This window comes from Serratia sp. H402Y, from assembly GCF_051172415.1.
Lineage (GTDB): Bacteria > Pseudomonadota > Gammaproteobacteria > Enterobacterales > Enterobacteriaceae > Serratia > Serratia ureilytica.
The window spans coordinates 1-21,119 of record NZ_JBPIYZ010000003.1; the positions used below are offsets into that span (position 1 = coordinate 1).

Here is a 21,119-nt window from a genome sequence, read left to right on the forward strand (position 1 = left end):
CCAAGCTGCTGCCGGCCGAGCAGTACAAGAATGCGTACCCGATCGCCGATCCGGCGGCCTGGGAACAGAGCGCCAAAGCGCTGCCGCGTCTGTGGCAGGAAAACGTCATTATGTTTATGCAGCAGTGAGTTAACGCACCATGAAAACGATCCTCGTGCTGCTGGACGGCCTCAACTACCGGGTGGCGCACGACGCCATGGGGTATCTGCAGGCCGAATGCGCGGCGGGACGCGGGCGGTTGTACCTGCTGGAGAGCGAGTTGCCCTCGCTCTCCCGGCCGCTGTATGAATGCATCCTCACCGGCGTCACGCCGGTGGAGAGCGGCGTGGTGCACAACCACGTCTCGCGCCTTTCTCATCAACAAAGCGTGTTTCATTACGCGCGCGCCGCCGGGCTGACCACCGCCGCCGCCGCGTATCATTGGTTCAGCGAATTGTATAACCGTACGCCGTTCGACGCCGCGCGCGACCGCCACACCGACGCTCCCGAGCTGCCGATTCAGCACGGCCATTTCTATTACGACGACGGCTATCCCGACAGCCATCTGTTCGACGACGCCGAAAGCCTGCGCCAGCGTCATCAGCCGGATTTCCTGCTGATCCACCCGATGAACATCGACGACGCCGGGCACCGCTTCGGCCTCTCTTCGCCGCAGTACCGCAACGCGGCGCGCCGCGCCGACGGCTCGCTGTCGCGCTATCTGCCCGAGTGGCTGGCGGCCGGTTATCAGGTGCTGGTTACCGCCGACCACGGCATGAACGACGATCGCAGCCACGGCGGGGTGTTGCCGGAAGAGCGCCAGGTGCCGCTGTTCGTGTTCGGCGCGGGCTTCAGCCTGGACGACGCCGATCCGCAGCAAACCGAGCTGTGCGGCACGATCTGCGATCTGCTGCAGGCGCCGCACGACAAGCCGCGCTGTCGGGCGCTGCTGGCGCAGGATGCGCGATGAACAGCAAAACCAAATGGATCGCCGCGCTGTGCCTGCTGCCGTTTATCGTGCTGTTCGGCGCGTTTCAGATCGCCCCGCTGGTGTGGATCGCGGTTCACAGCTTTTTCAGCGAGAGCGGCGGCTGGGGATGGGGCAACTATGTCGATATCCTCACGTCGCCGTTCTACCTGCAGGCCTTTCAGTTCTCGCTGGAGATCTCGCTGTGGTCGAGCGTCTACGGCTTGCTGATTGCATTAGTGGGCAGTTACTCACTTCGCCAGCTCGGCCAGACCCGCTTTCATGACTTCGTGATGTCGTTCACCAACATGACCAGCAACTTCGCCGGGGTGCCGCTGGCGTTCGCCTTCGTCATTCTGTTGGGGTTGAACGGCTGCCTGACGCTGCTGCTGCGCAAATACGGTTTGATGGAGAGCTTCAACCTCTATTCGAAGAGCGGCCTGATCGTGCTGTATACCTACTTCCAGATCCCGTTGGGCGTGCTGTTGCTGTATCCGGCGTTCGATGCGCTGCGCGCCGATTGGCGCGAGTCGGCGGCGCTGCTCGGCGCCGGCCCCTGGCGCTACTGGCGGCATATCGGCCTGCCGGTGTTGGCGCCGGCGCTGATGGGCACCTTCGTCATCCTGCTGGCCAACGCGCTGGGCGCCTACGCCACGGTGTACGCGCTGACCACCGGCAACTTCAACGTGATCCCGATCCGCATCTCGGCGCTGGTGGCGGGGGACATCTCCCTCGATCCGAACCTGGCCAGCGCGTTGGCGATGCTGCTGGTGGCGATGATGGCGTTTATCACGGTGATCCACCAATGGATGCTGCGCAGGAGCTACCTCAATGCGCGCTCATAATCGGATGGAGAATGCTCATGTCGCGTGTTGAACGCCTGTACCACCGCACGGTGACCGGCCTGCTGCTGTTGATTCTGCTGCTGCCGCTGGCGGCGACGCTGGTTTACGCGCTGGCCACCCAGTGGGGCGCCACCATTTTGCCGGACGGTTTTACCCTGAAATGGCTGACGGCGTTGTGGAGCGATTCGCGCTTTTTGCTGGCGCTGTGGCACTCGCTGCTGATCTGCTTTGGCACGTTGCTGCTGTCGGTGGTGGTGATCCTGCCGGCGATGTTTGTGATCGCTTACTACTTCCCCAAGCTGGACGCGGTGATGAACGTGCTGATCCTGCTGCCGTTCGCCGTGCCGCCGGTGGTGTCGGCGGTGGGGCTGATGCAGCTGTTCGCCGCCGATCCGCTGCCGCTGCTCGGCACCCCCTGGATTTTGGTGGGCTGCTATTTCACCATCGCGCTGCCGTTTATCTACCGCGCCATCAGCAACAACATGCAGGCGATCAACCTGCGCGATCTGATGGACGCCGCGCACCTGCTCGGCGCCAGCACCTGGCAGGCGGCGCTGTGGGTGGTGCTGCCGAACCTGCGCAAGGGCGGAACGATCGCCGTGCTGCTGTCGTTTTCGTTCCTGATCGGCGAGTTCGTGTTCGCCAACCTGCTGGTGGGCAGCCAGTATGAAACGCTGCAGGTCTATCTGTTCAATATGCGCAACGGCAGCGGGCACTTTACCAGCGCGCTGGTCATCTCCTATTTCGCCGTGGTGCTGCTCGTCACCTGGCTGGCGAACCTGCTGAATAAAAACAAGGGCTAACCCGATGGCTTATCTCAACGTCACCCGCCTGAACAAACACTATGGCCAGACCCAGGTGTTTCAGGATATCGATTTCACCGCCGAAGAGGGGGAGTTCGTCACCCTGCTGGGGCCTAGCGGCTGCGGCAAATCGACGCTGCTGCGCTGTCTGGCCGGCCTGACCCCGGTCGACAGCGGGCAAATTTTGCTGCAGGGCCAGGATCTGGTGCCGCTGGCGCCGCAAAAGCGCGGCATCGGCATGGTGTTTCAAAGTTATGCGCTGTTTCCCAATATGACGGTGGAAGGCAACGTGGCCTTCGGCCTGAAAATGCAGAAGCTGGCGGCCGGGCAGATCGGCCAGCGGGTGCAGGAAGCGCTGGCGCTGGTGGAGCTGAGCGATCTGGCGAAGCGCTATCCGCATCAGTTGTCGGGCGGCCAGTGTCAGCGCGTGGCGTTGGCGCGATCGCTGGTCACTCGCCCGCGTCTGCTGCTGCTCGACGAACCGCTGTCGGCGCTGGATGCGCGTATTCGCAAACACCTGCGCGAGCAGATCCGGCGCATTCAGCGCGAGCTGAACCTGACGGCGATCTTCGTCACCCACGATCAGGAAGAGGCGCTGACCTTGTCGGATCGCATCGTGCTGATGAATAAGGGGCAGATCGTGCAGAGCGGCGATGCGGAAACCCTGTATACCCAGCCGGCGGATGCCTTCGCCGCCGGGTTTATCGGCAACTACAACCTGCTGAGCGCCGAACAGGCCGGCCGCTTGACCGGGCGCAGCTATGTCGGCAAGGTGGCGATCCGCCCCGAATCGATCGGCCTGTTGCCGGCCGGACAGGGGATCGGCGGGGTGATCCTGGGTCACAGTTTGCTCGGGAATGTGGTACGGTATCGGATTCAGGTTTGCGAGGTAGAATTGCTGGTTGACGTGCTCAATCGTTCGGTGGCCGACCTGCGGCCCGACGGCGCGGAAATTGGGCTACACTTGGAACCTGTTGTATTGCGGGAAGTTGCATGACTTCGCAGCGCGGCGCCGGGGCCTTCCCGCCGCCGCATTAACCCTTCTCTTCTGCGGTCTGCCGCCCGCCCGCTGTCCTGCCAGACCCACGCCCGGCAGGCGGGACCGCGCGCTGTATCCGTCATCCTTTGGCTCGCCTCTCTGCGTCGCGTGACAAGCATCGGGTATCAGCCTCCTTTGGCCGGGCGTTAATGGAGCGTATCTTCCGTGCTGACCCTTCTTCACCTGCTTTCGTCCGTGGCGCTGTTGGTGTGGGGCACCCACATCGTGCGCACCGGGATCATGCGGGTTTACGGCGCCAATCTGCGGCGCGTGTTGAGCGACAGCGTTGAGAAAAAACCGCTGGCGTTCGTTTCCGGCATCGGCGTGACCGCGCTGGTGCAAAGCAGCAACGCCACCGCACTGCTGGTGACCTCTTTCGTCGCGCAGGGGCTGGTGGGGCTGGCGCCTGCGCTGGTGATCATGCTGGGCGCCGACGTCGGCACCGCGCTGATGGCGCGCGTGTTGACCTTCGATCTTTCCTGGCTGTCGCCGCTGCTGATCCTGGTCGGCGTCTTCCTGTTCCTCAGCCGCAAACAGATGCGGATCGGCCAGATCGGGCGCGTCCTGATCGGCCTTGGGCTGATCGTGCTGGCGCTGGAGCTGATCGTCGCCGCCGCCACGCCGATCACCCAGGCGGCCGGGGTGAAAGTGCTGTTCTCGTCGCTGACCGGCGACGTGATGCTGGATGCCCTGACCGGCGCGCTGTTCGCCATCGTCAGCTATTCCAGCCTGGCGGCGGTGCTGCTGACCGCCACCCTGACCGCATCCGGCGTGATTTCGCTGAAGGTGGCGCTCTGTCTGGTGATCGGCGCCAACCTCGGCAGCGGCCTGCTGGCGATGATCAACGCCAGCGGCCAGAACGCCGCGGGGCGGCGCGTGGCGCTCGGCAGCCTGCTGTTCAAGCTGGTGGGCTGCATACTGGTGCTGCCGTTCGTCTCCTATCTGGCGGATTTGATGGCTCAACTGCCGGGCGGCAGCGAAGAGCTGGTGATCTATTTCCACGTGTTCTACAACCTGATCCGCTGCCTGGTGATGATCCCGTTGGCCGGGCCGATGGCGACGCTGTGCGAACGGCTGATCGTCGACGAAGCGGCTGACGATCCGCGCATGCGGCCGCGCCATCTGGACGCCAGCGCGCTGGACACGCCGACGCTGGCGTTGGCCAACGCGGCGCGCGAAACGCTGCGCATGGGCGACGTGGTGGAACACATGATGATCCTGCAACGTGAGGTGCTGCACGGTAAGCAGGGGGTCGATAAAGAGGTGCGGCGCCTCGACGATGACGTCGACGTGCTGTACACCGCCATCAAGCTGTATCTGGCGCAGATCCAGAAGGAAGATCTGGGCGAGGAAGACTCGCGCCGCTGGGCGGAGATCATCGAAATGGCGCTCAACCTGGAACAGGCGGGCGACATCATCGAGCGCATGGCCGGCGATGTGGGCGCCAAGTCGCACGCCGCGCGCCGCGCTTTCTCGGCGGAAGGGTTGGCGGAGCTGGACGGACTGCACGAACGGCTGATCGGCAATCTGCGCCTGGGGCTGTCGGTGTTCCTGTCCGGCGACGTCACCAGCGCCAAGCGCCTGCGCCGTTCCAAGCACCGTTTCCGCATTCTGGATCGCCGCTACGCGCACGCGCACGTCGATCGTTTGCACCAGCAAAACGTGCAGAGCATCGAGACCAGTTCGTTGCATTTGGGATTGTTGGGGGACATGAAGCGCCTGAACTCGCTGTTCTGCGCCGTGGCTTACAACGTGTTGGATCAGGATGCCAAGGACGACGATCGCGACTGGGAAGACACCCCGAGCACGCTGTAAAAAAAACGCCCCCGGTTTTAACCGGGGGCGTTGCGTTGGGGGGCGTGTTATTTGCCGCTGAACACCCCGGCTTTGGCGTCCGCTTGCTGAGTTGAAGCATGGCCGCTGGCGAACGGTACGTTGCCGTCAACGCTTTGCTTCGCCGCGCCGCCTAGCAGCCCGCCGATCGTGGCGGCCGCATCGACGCGGCCGCCGCCCTGATAGCGCTGGCCGCTGACGTCCTGCTGGCTGACCTTGCCGCCGCCCAGTTCCACCTTGCCCTGCTGGCTGCGGATCTCGCCGCCGGTCAGTTGGGTTTGGCCGCCGACCTGCAGCGCCACGCCGTTCTTGCCGGTAATCGCCGACTGCTCGCCAACCGCGTTGTTGTTCACCACGTCGGCATTGACCTTGAGGTGCCCCTGGCGACCGGCCGGGCCGGTGATGCTGTCTTTCACCGCGCCGCCGACGGTGCGTGCGCCGCGATCCCACAGCGGGCCTTGCGGTTTTTCACCGGCCGGCGTTGCCGGCAGCGTGACTTTGCCGTCGGCCTTGCTGAAGCTGACCGCGCCGGTGGTGTCCTGCTGCGGATCGAGGCGACGCGCCACGCTGTTGTACTTGTCGGTGGTGGCGTCGGCCACTTTGTTTACCCCGGCCTCCAGTTTCTCTTTCACCTTACCGGCGTAGCGCGGCGTGCCCACCTTCGACAGCTTGGAGGTGACGCTGCTGCCCGGATCGTTGCTGTGGCTCAGGCCGGCATCCACATCCACCTTCACGCCTTTCTCAACGTCTTTGCGGCTTTCAATGCGCAGATCGCCGCCCACCTTGCCCTGGACGCTGTCGGCATCGACGCGCGCCCCGGCGAGACGGGTGTCCTTGCCGCTGTTGATCGCCACGTCGCCCGCGGTGATGCCGGCGTTGGCGTGGGTGGTTTTATCCTGCTGTTCCACGCCGACCTTCAGACCGGCCCCCAGCGTATGGGTGTCTTTGCCGGTGTTCGGATCGATCTTGCCGCCGGCGTCCTTGTTGAACGTTTGGCCGCCTCTGGCGTTGGCTTTGATGCCCAGATTCCAGTTGTCCTTATGCTGCTCGTTTTTGGCGGACTCCAGCAGGATGCCGCCGTTTTTCGCCTCGAGCGCGGCGCTGCCGCCGCTGACTTTGGCACCCTGCAGATGCAGCGCGTCATCGCCTTTGCCGTTGGCGGACAGGGTGACCTTGCCGTCTGAGGCGATAGTGGCGCCCTGGCGTTCTGTCGCGGACTCATTCACCTTGGCGATGTCGAATGCGACGCCGGCGGAGAGGCTGCCGCCGGTTTTTTCCTTGCTGTCGCTGCTGCCGGCGCCCAGATCGATATTGCCGGACAGCTTGCTCTCCTTACGCGTTTGGGTCGATTCCGCCGCCCGCAGCGCGACCTGATTGCCCGCGCTCAGAGTGACGTCGCCCCGGCTCTTGACGTCGGTGCCCTGCAGCGTCAGATCGCGGCCCGCCTTCAGCTCAACGCCCTGTTGGCCGCTGACGTTGCCGACCTGCGCGGTGCTGCTGCTGCTTTCGCCGTTATGGGTGCCGCCGCCGAACCCGGCGCCGAAGTTTTTACTGTCGGCGGTGAAACCGCCCTTGGCGGAGGCTTTGACGTTAAAGCCGCTGTGGCTTTCGCTCTGTTTGTCGCTGGCCTGATCAAGACGGATATCGCCGCCGGCGTTGACGGCGGTTTTACCGCTGCCCCCGTTCAGCGCGGTGCCCTGATAGACCGCGTCTTTTTTCACGTTGACGTTGATGCCGTTGGCCGCGTCGATCGAGCCGGTCACCGCCTGGCTCGCGCTGCTGTTGCTGCGCTGAGTGCCGCCTTCGCCCTTGGCGTCCACGGTCAGATCGCTGCCGGTGGTGGTGTAGACGCGCACGCCGGCGCTGCCGCGGGTGTCGCGGCTCTGCTCGTCCTGACGGTTCGCCGCGGCTTCGCTGCGGTGGCTGTCCGCCGTCAGCGTGACCGCGCCTTTGTCAGCTTGATATTGCGTGCCCTGATCGCGCACTTCGCCTTTGGCGTTGATGTCGATGCTGCCGGCTTTCACCGAGCTGACCACCGCCTGCGAGCTGCTGCTGCGTTTTTCGCTGCTGCCGCCCTGTGCGCCGATATCCAGGCCGACGTTAGGCGCGCCGATGCCGCCGATGTCGTTGATGACGCCGGTGGCGTCCAGCTTGGCCGCCTTGCCGACCGCACGCTCGACCGGACGAGTGACGGCGCTGTAATCGACGTTGGCGCCGATGTTCACGCCGACGTCGGTTTTGGTGGTGGTGCTGCTGGTGGTGTCGGCGGCGGCCAGATGATCGACGCCCGCGGCGTTTTCTTGATAGGCGCCGCCGACGCTGTGTTGCGCGCCTTGCTGGGTCAATTTGTCACGGGCGTTGACAGTCAGGTTGCCTTTGACGTCGCTGCCGGAGGTGACTGCCTTGCTGCTCTGCGCCTGCGTTTTGCTGTTCTCGTAACCGGCCTCTACGCCGCTGCCGAGCTTGTCGATGCCGCCGGTGTAGTAGAAACCGCCGCCGACCTTGGTCTGCTCGGTGTTCGAGGTGGTTTTGTCGTCGGCCGCCAGGAACGAAACCTTATTGCCGCTGACGCTGGCGTCGCCTTTGTCGGCGACCAATTTGGAGCCGCTGAAGGTCACGTCCTTATCCGCTTCGAGCTTCACGCTGCCGCCGCTGAGGGTGGCGCCACGATTCTCGGTGCGGGTAGTTTTCTCGCTGTCGCGGGTGTGTTCGATGCGTACACCGGCGCGGTATTGCTTGTCGCCGGCTTCTTTGGCGTAGCCGTTGACGGTAAGCGCGGTCTTCTGCTCGTCGATGTTCTGCTGCTGCTCGGCGGCCTTGACGTTGATGTTGCCGGTCTGTGAGGTGACGTTCAGTTCGCCGCCGCTGGCGACCTGGCTGCCGATCACGTCGGTATCCTTACGGCTGACCAGCTTCAGGTTGGTGTCGGACTTCAGTTCGCTGGCGGTACTGCTCTGGTAGCTGTTGTCTGCCTTGTGCGAGCTGCTGGTGATGTTGAACACGGTGCCGGTGCGCGCGTCGATTTTGTCCACGGTGGTGCTCAGCGCGTTGTCGATGCGCAGGCCGCCGTGGGTGGCGGTGACTTCGCCACCTTTCTGGCCGCGCGCCTTGCTGCCGGTGATGGTGACGCCCTGCTGGCCGTTCAGGCGCAGGGTGCCGCCGCTGGTCAGTTCGGAAGCGTGGCTGACTTCGCGGCGGTTGCTGTTGTTCTTGTTGTCGCCGCCGCCGATGCCGCCCCAGGAGGTTTTGTCATCGCGCACCGCTTTGGCGTTGGCGGTTTTCTGCACCCCGATCTGGATCTGGTTGTCTGCGTCGATCGTCAGATCGCGCTGGGCGTGGACCCTGGCGCCCTGGGTTGCGACATTGCGGCCGGCTTTCAACGTCAGTTCGCCCTGGCTGCGCAGTTCGCTGGCCTTCAGGCTTTCGCTTTCGTCGCTGCTGCTCCAACTGCCGGTGCGCAGGCTGGAGGTGTGGTTGCGCTGGTAGCCGCGTTCGCTGGACTTATCCTTCTCCACCAGCCCGGCGAGGTGCGCGTCGCGCGCCGCTTTGACGCTCAACGCCCGGTCGGCGCTGACGTTGGCGCCCAGCAGCGTCACGTCTTCCCGGGTGCTGACGAGTTTGGCGTTGCCGCTGGCGGCGACGGTGCTGCCCGCCTGCTGCTGCTGCTCGCGCTCGCGGGTGACGTCGTATTGCCAGGAGTAGAACCAGCGGTTGTCGGTGTGACCTTGGGTTTGCTTCAGCTGTTGGCCGTCGAGCGTCAGCTTGCCGCCCTGCAGGGTAATGTCTTCGCCGCGAATATCGGTGGCGGTAAGGTGCGCGTGATTATCCGCCACCAGGCTGATGTTCTTGCCTTTCAGCTCGGTGCGGGTCAGCTTCTGGCTGCTGCTGCGATCGTTGACGTAGATGCCGCCGCGGTAGTTCTGGTAGTTGTCGCCGCCGTTGCGGTTGCTGCCGGCGTCGTCGACGCGGCTTTCGCTGCGGATATCATAGGCTTTCACCTTGAGCTCGTTGCCGGCGGCCAGCTTGCCGGCCAGCTTCACGCCGCTGCCTTGCGCGGTGTTGATGATGTTGATGCGCCCGGCCTGCATGCTGCCGAGGTAGTAGCTGTCCAGCGCGGTCGTCGGTTGCTCGCTGGCCAGCACCTTGCCGTCGCGCGCCACGCGGTTAAGGCCGCTGATGGCGTTGATCGCCGCCGGCGTCACTTTGCCGTTGCGGTGGGTGAAGTCTTGTACGATGACGTCGCCGCGGCTGTCTATCTTCGGCGCGATCAAATCCAGCACGCCGCCGGCGTTCAGGGTGCCGTTGAGGCTCAGGGTATTGCGGTTGCCCAGAGTGCTGTAGCCCTGCAGCAGGCCGTTTTCCACCAGCGGGTTGCCGACCACCAGCGAGGAGCGGCTGGTGTTGATGAACCCGCAGCCCTGGCAACTGATGCCGTTCGGGTTGGCCAGCACGTAGTCGGCCGCCATGCCGAAGATCTCTTGCTGGCCGTGCAGCAGCGACGGATTGCGGCCGATCACTTCATTGAGGATCACGCTGGCTTCGCGCCCGCCCAGATTGGGGTTGGCGCCCAGTTGGCCGGCCAGCTGCGACAGCCCCGCCTCGCGGGAGTTGTTCAGCACCGCGCCGGGCTGGTTGACGTTGAAGTCCTGATATTGGTTATGCGACAGCCCGTTGCCGTTCGGCGCGACGATGTCGACCACCTGGGCGCCGGTGGCGGCGGTGGAAACGCCGGGGCCGTTGGCGCCGTTGGCCGCGACGATCTCACCGGCGTAGGCGCCGGCGGAAGCGGCGAGAATTATCGCCAGCGCGGCGGCCAGTTTGCCTGCCGCCGAAAGTCTGAAGTTATTATTTTTCATCCATGTATCTCCGTATATTGCCGTGGGGTCCTGCAAACTGCTGATTAAAAGGTGTAAGAAAAGCGCGCCAGCACCTGAACGGGATCTTCAGGCGTGGCGTGGTTCGACAAAATCCAGCCGCGGCTGACCTCCAGATCGACCAGCGCCTGCCGGTAGCGTAACGTGGCGCCGCTGCTCACCCCGGCGCTGCTGCGCCAGCCCGAGTTGTCCTGACGCGGCAGAATGCGGCCGACGTCGGCGCCAAGGCGCGGCGTCAGCGTGGCGGCACCTAAATTGAAGCTGCGCGACAGCGTGTTCTGCAGATACCAGCCGTTGTCGCCGGACTGGGTGCTGCGGCTGAAGCCGCGCACGGCGCTGCGATCGGTAAGGCTAAGCCACTCCACGCCGGGCAGCGGGTCGCGGCTGTATTGGCCGTAGAACAGGTTGTTGAGCTGATAGGTGGCGTCACCCAGCTTGAGGCGCTGGCTCAGGTTGGCGAACAGCTTGCCCTTGGTGAACTGGCTGTCGAGGTGCACCGAACTCGGGTGGCGATCGGCGCCCAGCCAGGGCAGGCCCTGCTCGACGCTGAGGTTGGCGCTGAATACCCCATGGGGCAGAATTTGCAGGTGGCTGGCGCTCAGCTCGGCCAGGGTCAGCGTTGGGCTGCTGACCTCAAGACGCACGCTTTCGAAGTAGTTGTCGATGCGCTTGTAGGTCAACTGGCCGCTCAGGCTGTCTATCTGATCGTGGTCGCGATAAAACACGTAGTCGCTGCGCAGCCCGTACTGTTGAGTCTGACCGTGCAGTTTGACCACGTTGTGCGGCAGCTGCTGGTGGTTCTCATAGGACGAGAAGCTGGCGAACCCGCTGAAGGTGAACGCGCCGTACGGCAGCGAATAGAGCAGGGTGTAGGCGCGGTTGTAGCGGTGAGCCGGGTTTTCCAGCGTGCTGTTGGCGTTCAGGCTGACGAAGTCCGACAGGCCGAACGGGCTGTCCAGCGTGGCGGTGGCGCGCGCCAGCCACTGGCCGGTGCTTTTCTGACCGTAATTATCCGTGCCGGCGGTAATCAGCCAGGGCTTGGCGTGCTGATTGCGCAAACGAATGACCGAACCGCCAACCTGGCGGCCGGGTAATATATCCAGCTTGGTGGTATTCGATTGCAAACGATTGGCCTGATCCAATCCTTGATCGAGTTCGGTTAATTTCAGCGGCTTGCCTTCCAGCCCAGGAAATAATAATCGGCTGTTGACCCAGCGATCGCCGCCTTCTATTTTCTCGATAAATCCTTCGGTCACGCTCAGCCCCAATTCCCCCTGCGAATTAGGGCGAACAATTTGCACGCGCGCGGTGATATAGCCTTTTTGCACATAAAGGCGCGTTAATTCGCGGGTCAGGCGATTGATATCGTTGCTGCTGATGCAGTTTTCCGGCAGCGCGCTCAGGGCCGACAAATCGGCCGGCGAGAGCAGGGTAATGCCTTGCAGGTAAACGCCGGCGATCGGCAGGCACTGCGCGGATTGCGGCAGGGCGGGCGCGGCCGGTTCCGGTTCCGCCAGCAGGCGCTGTTGCTTCAGTTGCTGATAGCGGCGCTGTTCAATCAGCTGGTTGACTTCACGCGTGCTGTCTTGCAGCGCGCGGCGTGATTCCCCCATCGACATATCCCGCATCATGTGGGCATCCGGCAGGGTTTCAGCGGAAAGGGCCGTGCTGACCAGCAGCATCAAGGCGGTGATTTTTTTTATCATTGTAATCCATTATGAGAGGCTGCCGGGGCAGCCAGCCCAATCCATGAGGTTAACCACGGGCGACCGACGGCCGGCCCGAAATAATGAGCGACATGCACATTGCGAGGTATCTCGATTTGCCGCAGCAAATAAGACGGTGGGTATAGATCTAAATAATAATTAGGCTGCTTCTTTTTTGGCGGGCAACCCTGGTGACTTAATTAATTAAAAAAAGTGGAGCATCTCTCCCCCTTGCCAACATTATCGGCATGGATAGGAAGAATCTGAATTTTTATTTTTCACGGATGATAGAGGATGGGGGGAATTATGACAATCCGACCAGTGGGAAATACGAAATTTCGCAGAGAAGAACGGGGACGCAATTGTTTGCGTCCCCGCAGGCGGTTTATTTTTTCTTGATGGGGCGGCCGGACCAATAACCCGCCAGCAGCGAGCCGGAGAGATTGTGCCAGACCGAGAACAGCGCGCCCGGCAGCGCGGCCAGCGGCGAGAAGTAGATTTTGCCCAGCGTGGCCGCCAGCCCGGAGTTCTGCATGCCGACTTCAATCGCCAGCGTGCGGCAGGTGGATTCGTCGAAGCCGAACAGCTTGCCGCCCCAGTAGCCGCTCAACAGACCGATGCCGTTGTGCAGGATCACCGCGACGATCACCACCAGGCCGACCGAGGCGATGTGGCTTTGGCTGCCCGCCACCACCGCGCTGATGATCGCCAGGATGCACACCATCGACAGCGCCGGCAGCAGCGGCTCAATGCGCTTCACCGTTTTGGTCAGGGTATGGTGGACGATCAGGCCCAGGCCGATCGGGATCACCACGATCTGCAGGATGCTGAGCAGCATGCCCATGATATCGACGCTGATTTCGGCATCGACGTACAGGCGGGTCAACAGCGGCGTGGCGAACACCCCCACCAGCGTCGAAACTGCCGAGATGGTCACCGACAGCGCCACGTCCCCCTTGGCCAGGTAGATCATCACGTTGGACGCGGTGCCGCTGGCCACGCTGCCCACCAGCACCATGCCGGCGGACAGATCCGGCGGCATGCGGAACAGCATCGCCAGGATCCAGGCCGCCAGCGGCATGATCAGATAATGCAGGAAGATGCCTGCCGCCACCGGGCCGGGGCGCGCCAGCACGCGTTTGAAGTCGTCGAGCCGCAGCGTGACGCCCATGGCGAACATGATCAGCATCAGCAGCGGGCTGACGTAGGGGCCGATGCCGGTAAAGGTGCTCGGCGTGTAATAGGCGGCGACGGACAGCAGTATCGCCCACAGGGGGAATAAGCGCGTGAGTATTGCCAGCATGCAGGTTTTCCTTAGCCAGATTGAGAACGGTGGGTGTGGTTGTGTTTTTTTGCGGGTTCAACAAGCTGAACCCCTGCCGGTTTTGAACGGATTTTTTAGACGCAGGGGCGCAGCATGCTGCGCCCGCAATCAGGGATAATGACTTATTCGAACAGGTTGTGGTGCAGGGTGCGCACCACCTGCTCGGCTTCTTCGCCCGGCACCAGGAAGCACAGGTTATAGCTGCTGGCGCCGTAGCAGATCAGGCGGATGTTGAACGGATCGAGCACGCCGAACACCTCTTTGCCCACGCCGCAGGCCCGCGACAGCTGGTTGCCGATGATCGCCACCAGCGCCAGGTTTTCTTCCACTTCCACCCGGCACAGCGACGACAGCTCGGTCAACAGCGAGGTAGTCAGCAGGCTGCCGCCGACGGAGGTGGCGCCGGTGGTATCCATGGTCAGCGCGATGCTGACTTCCGAGGTGGTGATCAGATCGACGGAGATATTGTGGCGCGCCAGAATGTTGAACACCTCGGCTAGGAAGCCGCGCGCGTGCAACATGTTCAGGCTGTGCAGCGTCAGCAGCGTTTGCTTGCGTCGCAGCGCCAGCGCGCGGAACAGCGGCGGGTTCTCGGTGGTGTTGCACACCAGCGTGCCGCCGGCCGCCGGATCCTTGCTGGAGCCGACGAACACCGGAATGTCGCTGCGCACTGCCGGCAGCAGGGTGGCCGGATGCAGCACTTTGGCGCCGAAGGTGGCCATTTCCGCCGCCTCTTCGAAACCGATTTTATCGATGCGCTTGGCCGCCGGCACCACGCGCGGATCGGTGGTGTAGATGCCCGGCACGTCGGTCCAGATATCCACCCGGCCGACGCCGAGCGCCTCGCCGAGCAGCGCGGCGGTATAGTCGCTGCCGCCGCGGCCGAGCGTGGTGGTGCGGCCTTTCGGTTCGCTGCCGATAAAGCCCTGGGTGACCACCAGCGCCTCTTGCAGACGCGGCCGCAACTGCGCCTGCGCCAGTTCGCTGAGCGCGGCGCTGTCCGGCACGGCGCGGCCGAAGTGATCGTCGGTGCGCATCACTTTACGCACGTCGAACCATTCGGCCTGCACGTTGCGGGCGCGCAGGATTTCAACGAACAGCAGGGTGGACATCAGCTCCCCATGGCTGACCAGCTCGTCGGTCAACGCCGTCGAGGTGGCCAGCGACGCGGCCTCCGACAGCATGGCGATGTTTTCCAGCAGGCGGTCTATCTCGTCGCGGATCACCGCAGGTGCCGCGAGGCGATCGAGGATGGCGTACTGGATGCGACGAATTTCATCAAGCTGGTAGTTGCGCTTCTCGGCCTCGCAACCTTCGGCCAGGGCGACCAACAGGTTGGTGACGCCCGCCGAGGCGGACAACACCACCAGGCGGACCTGCGGGTTGGCCAGCACGACGTCGGCGCTGCGGTTCATGGCTTCAAAGTCGGCGACGCTGGTGCCGCCGAACTTGGCTACCACGGTGGAATTCTGGGGTACTGCTTGGTTCATGTAGAAACCTCGTGTCAGGGATGCCCGTTTGGGGGCACTGTAATTCCATAGCCTTGGCACAAGGGGAGAGCGGTAAACAGGGGGCAGGCGTAGAGGTCAGGCTACGATACACCCAGAAGCGCCCCACCTTGTCGATCGCCCTGCGGGCGATCCCCTGGTGACAACCCAGGGGATTCAGCCCCTGTAGTCGATACGATAATGGCCGGCCATTACCCTACCTCGGCGTCGCTCCCCCTCGGGTGCCGTCAACGGAGAAACGGCTCCTCTGACACTCTACCTGGGCGACGCGCCTCTTCTGGCTTGCGCACCGGGTGCGCAAGTAGGCTGTTAGGAATAGCCGGTTATCGTCATTCTGTCAACGTACAGACGGTGAGGGATTTTCATCTTGCACCAGCGCGATAAGCGTACAGGGCATCGCAGGCGTGGAACCGGCGCCAATCGGTTGCAGAGAACCGTCTTCCTTTTGGCTGAATAACGGGATAACGCCCTGATGTTTTTCCAAATACTCCAACCAACCGAAATTTTCGTTCAATTTGGTCGCTTTGATGGTGGCCCCCCTGGCGAGCAGGCTGCTCAGACGGCCGTAGGTGGCTTCCTGATTAAATAAAATTTCGTGCCGGCGGAAACGCGAACTTTCCGCGCTGGCGCCGCGCCCTTTCAACGGCGCCCCCGAACGAATGGCGAACACGTGATCCTCGCCGAAGAGGTGGCCGAAGTGATAGACGGCCAGCGCGTTTTGGTGACGATTGGGCGACAGCGCCAGCACCTGGGCGATATTGCTCAGATCGAGATAGTTCTCGGCGTGTTCGGAGTAGGCGTGGCCATAGTAGGCCGGAATGCCGTCCATGCGCGCCTGACGGTAGTATTCCCAGCTGCTGTCGGTGACGATCACCGGCACGTTCAGCTTGATCAGCGCCTGCGCCAGCATGCGCGCCACGCTGTTGGCGCCGACGATCAGCACGCCGCGCGGTTTCTGCTGCTGCACCCGCAGCCAGCGCGCCATCATGCCGCTGGTCAGGCTTTGCAACACCACGGTGCCGATGATGATGGCGAACACCACGGTCACCAGCCGGTCGGCGCCCTGATAGCCACTGCGCTGCAGCGTCAGCGCGAACAGCGAGCTGACCGCCGCGGCGACGATGCCGCGCGGGGCGATCCAGCACAGCAGCAGCCGATCGCGCCAGTGCAGGGAAGAGCGCCAGGTCGACACCGCGATGCACAGCGGCCGGGCGATGAACTGCACCGCCAGCAGCAGCAGCAGCAGCGGCCAGCCCATGTTCCACAGCGCCTGGATGTCGAGCCGCGCCGCCAGAATGATGAACAGCGCCGAGATCAGGATCGCCGACAGCTCCTCTTTGAACGCCAGAATATCGCTGGTGTCCACGTCGCGCATGTTGGCCAGCCAGATGCCCATGACCGTGACGGTCAGCAAACCGGATTCGTCGGCGATGGCGTTGGAAACGCCGAAGGCGGTCAGCATGATCGCCAGCACCGCCAGGTTCTGCAGGTAGCGCGGCAGCCAGACGCGGCGCAGCGCCAGGCCCAGCAGGTAGCCGAACAGCGCGCCGGCGATCAGGCCGACGGCGGCGGTCACGCCCAGCGTCCAAAACAGGTGGGTATAGGATTCCGCATTCTGCTTCAGCACGATGAACTCGAACACCAGCAGGGTGAAGATGGCGCCGACCGGATCGATGACGATCCCTTCCCAGCGCAGCACCTGGTTGATATTGGCGTTCGGCCGCACGACGCGCATCAGCGGGGCGATCACCGTCGGCCCGGTCACCACCGTCACCGCGCCGATCAACGCCGCCAGCTCCGGCGGGAAATCCAGCAGCCACCAGCTGGCGAGGCTGATGACCAGAAAGGTGACCAGCATGCCGACGGTGACCAGATTGCGCACCACGCCGCCAAGGCCGCGAATTTCCTCGAAACGCAGCGTCAGCGCCCCTTCGAACAGGATGATCGCCACCGACAGCGACACCAGCGGAAACAGCAGATCGCCAAACAGCAGATCCGGCTGCACCAGATGCACCGTCGGGCCGAGCACGATGCCGAACAGCAGCAGCGGCAAGATGGCCGGCAGGCGCAGCAGCCAGGCCAGCCACTGCGCCAGCAGCGACGCCAGGCCGATAAGCACCAACATGAGTGGGGCGGATAATTCCATAAGCGAGATCCCTTTCAAATGACGAAATAAGCGACGATGACACAGCCTGATGACAATTCGGCAACCCCGATAACAGGCCGTTAGCCAAAAGTATAGAGTGAAAGCTGAAACGAGGCGGCAATGCGTTGACAGTTAGCGCCTATCGCAAGAAAAGCGATCATAATCACAGTCGAACAGGCTACAATCGGACAAACGCGTCATTTTTATTCTCAAGCCTAAGAGTGTTGCTATGAAAAATATCAATCCTAGTCAAACCGCTGCTTGGCAAGCCCTGCAGCAACATTATGCACAGATGAAAGACGTACGGATCGCCGACCTGTTCGCCGAGGACAGCGATCGTTTCTCCAGGTTCTCCGCGACCTTCAACGATCAAATGTTGGTGGACTATTCCAAGAACCGCATCACGCAGGAAACCCTGGAGAAGCTGCAGGCGTTGGCGAAAGAAACCGATCTGCAAGGCGCCATCAAATCGATGTTCGCCGGTGAGAAGATCAACCGCACCGAAGATCGCGCGGTGCTGCACATTGCCCTGCGCAACCGCAGCAACAGCCCGATCCTGGTCGACGGCAAAGACGTGATGCCGGAAGTGAACGCGGTGCTGGCCAAGATCAAACAGTTCTGCGCGCGCGTCATCGGCGGCGAGTGGAAAGGCTACACCGGCAAGCCGATCACCGACGTGGTGAACATCGGCATCGGCGGTTCGGATCTCGGCCCTTACATGGTGACCGAAGCGCTGCGCCCTTATAAAAACCACCTGAACATGCACTTCGTCTCCAACGTTGACGGCACCCACATCGCCGAAACGCTGCAGCCGCTGAACCCGGAAACCACGCTGTTCCTGGTGGCGTCCAAAACCTTCACCACTCAGGAAACCATGACCAACGCCCACAGCGCGCGCGACTGGTTCCTGAGCAGTGCCGTCGATCAACAACACGTGGCCAAGCACTTCGCTGCGTTGTCCACCAACGGCAAAGCGGTGGCCGAGTTCGGCATCGATACCGACAACATGTTCGAATTCTGGGACTGGGTCGGCGGCCGTTACTCGCTGTGGTCGGCGATCGGTCTGTCGATCGCGTTGTCCATCGGTTACGACAACTTCGAGCAGCTGCTGAGCGGCGCGCACGCCATGGATAAGCACTTCGCCGAAACGCCGGCGGAGAAAAACCTGCCGGTGCTGCTGGCGCTGATCGGTATTTGGTACAACAACTTCTTCGGCGCCGAAACCGAAGCCATTCTGCCGTACGATCAGTACATGCACCGTTTTGCCGCTTACTTCCAGCAGGGCAACATGGAATCCAACGGCAAGTATGTCGATCGCAACGGCAATCCGGTGGATTACCAGACCGGCCCGATCATCTGGGGCGAGCCGGGCACTAACGGTCAGCACGCGTTCTACCAACTGATCCACCAGGGCACCAAGCTGGTGCCGTGCGATTTCATCGCGCCGGCCATCAGCCATAACCCACTGGGCGATCACCACGCCAAACTGCTGTCCAACTTCTTCGCCCAGACCGAAGCGCTGGCGTTCGGCAAGTCGCTGGAGACGGTGGAAGCCGAGTTCGCGGCGCAGGGTAAAACCCCTGAGCAGGTCAAACACGTGGCGCCGTTCAAAGTGTTTGAAGGCAACCGTCCGACCAACTCGATCCTGCTGCGTGAAATCACCCCGTTCAGCCTGGGCAGCCTGATTGCGCTGTATGAGCACAAGATTTTCACCCAGGGCGCAATCCTGAACATCTTCACCTTCGATCAGTGGGGCGTGGAGTTGGGCAAACAGCTGGCCAACCGCATCCTGCCGGAACTGGCGGGCAGCGAGAAAATCAGCAGCCACGACAGCTCGACCAATGCGCTGATCAACCGCTTCAAGGAATGGCGCTAATCGCCTGATCTGAGCCAATAAAAAAACCCGCCGCGGCGGGTTTTTTTACGTCTGCGAAAAGTTACAGGTTGATAGGCACTTCGAAGCTGACGCCCGCACCTACGTCATCAGCGGTGCTGTGATCGTTGTCGGTGTACCACAGGCTGGTGTCGAACTTAACCTGTGACGGGAAGGTGTAACCCCAGCCGAGCTGAATGCCTTTCAGCGTATCGGAACGCGGGAATGCCCGGTTGATGGTTTGGTTGTTCGGATTCACCTTGGCGTATACCAAGCGGGTGCTCCAACGCTGGCTGTCGTCCAGCACCAGCTCGACGCGACCGGACAGCATCTGGCCGTCGCCGCCCATCGCATGGCCCAGCGGGTAACCTTGCTGGTAGTAACCGCCCCGATAGACGTAGTGGTTGTACATCACGTTGTTGGCGTTGCCGTTAGAACGGGTATCAGAACCTTCGATATGCCAGTTGATGGTGGTCGGGCCCCATTCCGGATGGCCTTCAAGCCCCAACATATAGGCATTATGCGAAGGCAACATGCCGGCTTCATCTTCGCCGGTGATTTGGCCATAAAGGCTGACCGGCATGCCGACTAGCGGCTGCAGCTTGAGTTTGAAGTCAAAACCGCCCAACTGGTTGCCCGGATCGTTTTTCGGATCGCCGGTATTGTCGTTGCCGGTTACGCCATCCCAGAAGGAACGCCAGGAGTGCGGACGGCCATCACCGCCCCACATCATGACGCGTGAAGCGCCCAGCTCCAGGAAGTCGGTCGGCATCATGGTCAGGCGACCGCCGAACAGTTTGGTATCCGGCACGGCAGCGTACTGCGACAGCTGGCCGGCGGACAACTGGTATTGCCAGCGGCCGATCCACGACAGCCACGGGGTTTCAAATGGCGATTGGTCGGCGCGCTGCAGCATGAAGCCGGCGACCGGGCGCGCGGCATCGGAGCGGATCAGGCTGCCGTCGTAACCCGGGCCCCACCACTGGGAGACCTCGCCGAAGGAGAGCCATTGGTTCCAGATTTTCACCGCGCCGTAGGAGCCGTTCATATTGAATTTGGAGCCATCGCTGACGCGCTGGTCGCCTTCCACCGAGCCTTGCAGACGCACGTCCCAGAACTCGCCGTTGGCGCCGGCGCCGATGGTCAGGCGATCGTCGGCGTACTCGTTTTGGCCGAAGCCCTGCGGGGTGCCGGGTTTATCGGTCGAGGCGTAACCGCTGACGCGGATGTTGGCTTTCAGGGCGTCAACGCGGCGTTGCACGCGGTCGATGACGTTTTTCTCGGTATTGGTGACCGGTTTGGCCTGCGCGATAACGGAACTGATCTCTTCCTGACTCAGCGGCCAGGTGGACAGGCTGACGTTGATGACGCCGCGGTCAGACAACCAGGCGAGATCGTTACGCAGATCGTTGTCAGGGGCTACCAGGCCGGCGGCGTGGCCGGACAATGCACAGGTAAACAGGCCCGCAGCGACCAGTCCGTTAAGTTTAGCGCGCATAAAGAATTCCCTTGTTAATTCGAGGTTATTGGTTTTATGTAAAGATCTCTGTGACCCATGATAGTTGACATTTCGATTTGCTACAAATCTATAAGCCAGAAACATCTTATTATAACTTTATGAATTAAATGGGGTTTAAAGTGCTTTCGCGAAGGGCGTAATTTTTAGGACAATGCCTATATTGGCAAGCTTGAATCATATAAGCGGTATTCAGAGAGAGGTTTTATGGCAAAAACGTCGCGTTCGATAATGATAGCGAAAGGGCTGCAGCGAGTGCTGAACGTGGGCCTTCTGCTGCTGGCGGCAATTCTGGTGGTGTTTCTGGTCAAGGAAACCATCCATCTGGCGAAGGTGTTATTTATCAACAGCGAAGAGTCGTCCTCTTACCTGTTGATTGAAGGCATCGTGATTTATTTTCTGTACTTTGAATTTATCGCCTTGATCGTCAAGTATTTTGAGTCGGGTTATCATTTCCCGCTGCGCTATTTTATTTATATCGGCATTACCGCGATTATTCGTTTGATTATCGTGGATCACAAAAATCCCATCGACACCCTGATCTACGCGGCGGCGATATTGGTGCTGGTGGTGACGCTCTATCTGGCCAACACCGATCGCCTGAAACGGGAGTAGCGATAAAAATGGCGGCCAAAGGCCGCCAAAGACACAGGATATCATTACCCGTCGTCTTTCAAGCGACAGCGTTGTTGACTGCACTCGCTAA

At 62.0% G+C, this 21,119-nt stretch carries 13 protein-coding genes, 1 pseudogene and 1 riboswitch; of the genes and pseudogenes, 8 read left to right on the forward strand and 6 right to left on the reverse strand.

Features of this window, described 5'->3' with window-relative positions:
- From ACSBQS_RS16685 to ACSBQS_RS16710, 6 genes and pseudogenes are all read left to right on the forward strand, one after another.
- Positions 1-128 (forward strand): annotated as a pseudogene (locus ACSBQS_RS16685) (ABC transporter substrate-binding protein); the annotation flags it as partial.
- 11 nt (positions 129-139) lie between these two features.
- Positions 140-949, forward strand: a complete 810-nt coding sequence (locus ACSBQS_RS16690; RefSeq protein ID WP_016930299.1) for an alkaline phosphatase family protein — start codon at positions 140-142, stop codon at positions 947-949.
- Positions 946-1,791: an ABC transporter permease gene (locus ACSBQS_RS16695; RefSeq protein ID WP_099784424.1), complete on the forward strand. Its 846-nt coding sequence runs from the start codon at positions 946-948 to the stop codon at positions 1,789-1,791. The genes ACSBQS_RS16690 and ACSBQS_RS16695 overlap by 4 nt, the downstream gene beginning before the upstream one ends.
- Before the next feature lie 17 nt (positions 1,792-1,808).
- Positions 1,809-2,594 carry an ABC transporter permease gene (locus ACSBQS_RS16700; protein WP_033644383.1) on the forward strand — a complete coding sequence of 262 codons (786 nt, stop codon included), beginning with the start codon at positions 1,809-1,811 and terminating at the stop codon, positions 2,592-2,594.
- 4 nt (positions 2,595-2,598) lie between these two features.
- Positions 2,599-3,591, forward strand: coding sequence for an ABC transporter ATP-binding protein (locus tag ACSBQS_RS16705; protein WP_033651200.1), 993 nt, complete (start codon positions 2,599-2,601; stop codon positions 3,589-3,591).
- Positions 3,592-3,798: 207 nt separating this feature from the next.
- Positions 3,799-5,448 carry a Na/Pi cotransporter family protein gene (locus tag ACSBQS_RS16710; protein ID WP_033644385.1) on the forward strand — a complete coding sequence of 550 codons (1,650 nt, stop codon included), beginning with the start codon at positions 3,799-3,801 and terminating at the stop codon, positions 5,446-5,448.
- A gap of 47 nt (positions 5,449-5,495) precedes the next feature.
- Here the strand turns inward: ACSBQS_RS16710 and ACSBQS_RS16715 are convergent, their stop codons facing one another.
- The 5 genes from ACSBQS_RS16715 to ACSBQS_RS16735 form a co-directional block, all read right to left on the reverse strand.
- Entirely contained in the window at positions 5,496-10,322 is a 4,827-nt protein-coding gene (locus ACSBQS_RS16715; RefSeq protein WP_434991240.1) for a hemagglutinin repeat-containing protein, read from the reverse strand.
- 44 nt (positions 10,323-10,366) lie between these two features.
- Positions 10,367-12,046 carry a ShlB/FhaC/HecB family hemolysin secretion/activation protein gene (locus ACSBQS_RS16720; protein ID WP_033644387.1) on the reverse strand — a complete coding sequence of 560 codons (1,680 nt, stop codon included), beginning with the start codon at positions 12,044-12,046 and terminating at the stop codon, positions 10,367-10,369.
- Positions 12,047-12,431: 385 nt separating this feature from the next.
- Entirely contained in the window at positions 12,432-13,349 is a 918-nt protein-coding gene (gene panS, locus ACSBQS_RS16725; protein ID WP_033651203.1) for a ketopantoate/pantoate/pantothenate transporter PanS, read from the reverse strand.
- A gap of 143 nt (positions 13,350-13,492) precedes the next feature.
- A complete protein-coding gene (gene lysC / locus ACSBQS_RS16730) occupies positions 13,493-14,860 on the reverse strand; it encodes a lysine-sensitive aspartokinase 3 (protein ID WP_042785471.1) in 1,368 nt (455 codons plus the stop codon).
- A 108-nt stretch (positions 14,861-14,968) separates the two neighbouring features.
- Positions 14,969-15,163, reverse strand: a riboswitch (Lysine riboswitch).
- Between the two features lie 52 nt (positions 15,164-15,215).
- Entirely contained in the window at positions 15,216-17,024 is a 1,809-nt protein-coding gene (locus ACSBQS_RS16735; RefSeq protein WP_004936687.1) for a cation:proton antiporter, read from the reverse strand.
- Between the two features lie 229 nt (positions 17,025-17,253).
- On the opposite strand from ACSBQS_RS16735, the gene pgi reads away from it, so the two are divergent.
- Entirely contained in the window at positions 17,254-18,900 is a 1,647-nt protein-coding gene (gene pgi, locus ACSBQS_RS16740; RefSeq protein WP_033644392.1) for a glucose-6-phosphate isomerase, read from the forward strand.
- Positions 18,901-18,961: 61 nt separating this feature from the next.
- Here pgi and ACSBQS_RS16745 read toward each other — a convergent pair whose 3' ends face one another.
- Positions 18,962-20,395, reverse strand: a complete 1,434-nt coding sequence (locus ACSBQS_RS16745; RefSeq protein WP_147881353.1) for a capsule assembly Wzi family protein — start codon at positions 20,393-20,395, stop codon at positions 18,962-18,964.
- A 225-nt stretch (positions 20,396-20,620) separates the two neighbouring features.
- Between ACSBQS_RS16745 and psiE the strand changes: the two genes are divergently transcribed.
- Positions 20,621-21,028 carry a phosphate-starvation-inducible protein PsiE gene (psiE, locus tag ACSBQS_RS16750; RefSeq protein ID WP_015379238.1) on the forward strand — a complete coding sequence of 136 codons (408 nt, stop codon included), beginning with the start codon at positions 20,621-20,623 and terminating at the stop codon, positions 21,026-21,028.
- Positions 21,029-21,119: the final 91 nt, after the last annotated feature.